This window comes from Enterococcus sp. DIV1298c, from assembly GCF_017316315.1.
In the GTDB taxonomy this organism is placed as follows: Bacteria; Bacillota; Bacilli; order Lactobacillales; family Enterococcaceae; genus Enterococcus_B; species Enterococcus_B mangumiae.
On sequence record NZ_JAFLWG010000083.1, the window covers coordinates 1 to 1,388 of the forward strand.

General features: G+C 36.1%; 2 protein-coding genes. Both read right to left on the reverse strand.

Annotated elements, in window-relative coordinates; translation table 11 throughout:
• Nucleotides 1-494: 494 nt before the first annotated feature.
• Entirely contained in the window at nt 495-851 is a 357-nt protein-coding gene (locus JZO83_RS14090) for a PTS glucitol/sorbitol transporter subunit IIA (protein WP_207116114.1), read from the reverse strand.
• A gap of 16 nt (nt 852-867) precedes the next feature.
• Nucleotides 868-1,388: SAF domain-containing protein (locus JZO83_RS14095; protein ID WP_242542693.1), on the reverse strand; the 521-nt coding region annotated here is incomplete at its 5' end.

A 1,388-nucleotide genomic window follows, 5' to 3' on the forward strand; every position in this document is an offset into this window, starting at 1 on the left:
ATTGTTATGTTTAATGTCATTCCTTTGATTCCAATTTAAATAAATCCGTTTACATTCTTTGGATAAAAAACTATCGATATGCTACTGATTACATCGCAGTTAAAATACTTTTCCATAAACATTCTTTTTTAATGTATCTATTGGAAATTATAATGTTTCCAGATGATAGAAAAACACTCCACATTTGAAGTATCGTCTTTTTTTTAGAAATAAAATGATAAGAAAGGTCTATTTTTTTTCAAATAAGTGATCGAGAATAATCGATTTATTATCCAGAAATCACGAATATTTATTCCTTCAAGCAATAACCGATAGTTTATCATCGTTATTTTAGTTTCATCATTAAATCCCTCTCGTAACAGGTTAATGTACACCAAAAAAATCACTCAAAGCTTACTGTAGCTTCGAGTGATTCTTGATTATATTTTTCAACCATTTTTTTCATTGATCAAATATCATAACAATCAGTCAAACAAAATTTACTTTTTCAATTGTCACTCTATAGTGATCTCGTCCCCTAATTCAAGTGTCGGAAAAACTTTTGGCTCCACTAAAATTGCTCCAGGAAGGATCTCATTATTTTCAGTTTCTCTAAAATAAACCGAGATATGTCCTAGTGATTCGTAATTCGCATTCGCGTCTGAGCCAACTTCAAGTATTCGATATTTATTTTGACCAATTTTTAGCGTAGCGTTTTTTCTCAACACATTCTCTGGCTTTGTCACGTTCTCATGGATCACACAAATATCTCTTAATTCAGGTGGTGCTTCAGGTCCAAAAAGAACCAATAAAAATTCTTCAGCAAAATCTTCAACGATATGACCAATCTGAGTTATCTTCGTTTTATGCATCGTCAGCCTCCTAATCTTACGCGAATGTTTCGTCCTGCAATCGACGGATCTTGAACACTGTTGTCGATTCATCCAGTTCGATATCGTCCATTGTCAAGAACGCACCATCTTTGATGTCACGTTTTGCTACTGAACCACCGCCGACTAATCCGATTGGCACATTGCCATTTTTCTTCATGTCTGCATGTGTCTCAAGTACACCTCGAACACAATAACCACCGATGCCATCAATTTTCTCACCTGCTTTGATATCACGCTTCGCTACAGCAACTGTTTCAGAAATTGGTGCGCCCATAGGCACGATAGCTGTATCGTTTTCCAAGACTGCTCGAGCAATCGTCAATGGTGTTTCTAAACTGCATAGATGATACGGACGGTATAAGAGGTGATGATCTCTCTCCCCTTTTTTCATTAGATAGTTCAATTCATGCTGGACGCCTTCATTTTGTCCCTTAACGATACAGAAGATTCCTGGCGCAATGCCATCCACATACTCAACCACACCAAAATTATTTAAGATCCCGCCATTTTCTTTCA